The sequence below is a fragment of the Luedemannella helvata genome, assembly GCF_039528415.1.
Taxonomy (GTDB): Bacteria; Actinomycetota; Actinomycetes; order Mycobacteriales; family Micromonosporaceae; genus Luedemannella; species Luedemannella helvata.
In genome coordinates this window covers 1-535 of sequence record NZ_BAAALS010000137.1, presented here as the reverse complement: position 1 = coordinate 535, position 535 = coordinate 1, and the positions used below count along the sequence as shown (strand labels likewise).

At 71.0% G+C, this 535-nt stretch carries 1 protein-coding gene; it reads left to right on the top strand.

Going from position 1 to position 535, the window contains the following annotated elements:
* The coding region (locus ABD191_RS29135; RefSeq protein WP_344089205.1) for an aminotransferase class III-fold pyridoxal phosphate-dependent enzyme at window positions 1-535 on the top strand (535 nt) is incomplete at both ends.

The window sequence follows — 535 nt, the reverse complement described above, 5'->3', positions numbered from 1 at the left end:
GCACGCGGTGCGGATGGCACGCGCCGTGACCGGCCGCCGCAAGGTGCTGTCGATGTACCGCAGCTACCACGGCGGCACCGCGACCGCGATCTCGCTCACGGGCGACCCGCGCCGCTGGGCGAACGAGCCGAGCGACGGCGGCGTCGTGCACTTCCTCGGGCCGTACCCGTACCGGTCGTCGTCCCACGCCGCGACCGAGGCCGAGGAGACCGAGCGCGCGCTCGCGCACCTCGAGCAGGTCATCACGCTCGAGGGCGCCAACACCATCGCCGCGATCATCATCGAGACGGTCGTGGGCACCAACGGCGTGCTCGTGCCGCCGCCTGGCTACCTCGAGGGCGTGCGCCGCATCTCCGACAAGTTCGGCATCGTCTACATCGCCGACGAGGTCATGGTCGGCTTCGGCCGCGTCGGCGAGTGGTTCGCCGTGAACCACTTCGGCGTGACGCCCGACCTCATCACCTTCGCGAAGGGCGTGAACTCGGGCTACGTGCCGCTGGGCGGCGTGGTCATCTCGCAGCGCATCGCGTCGCAC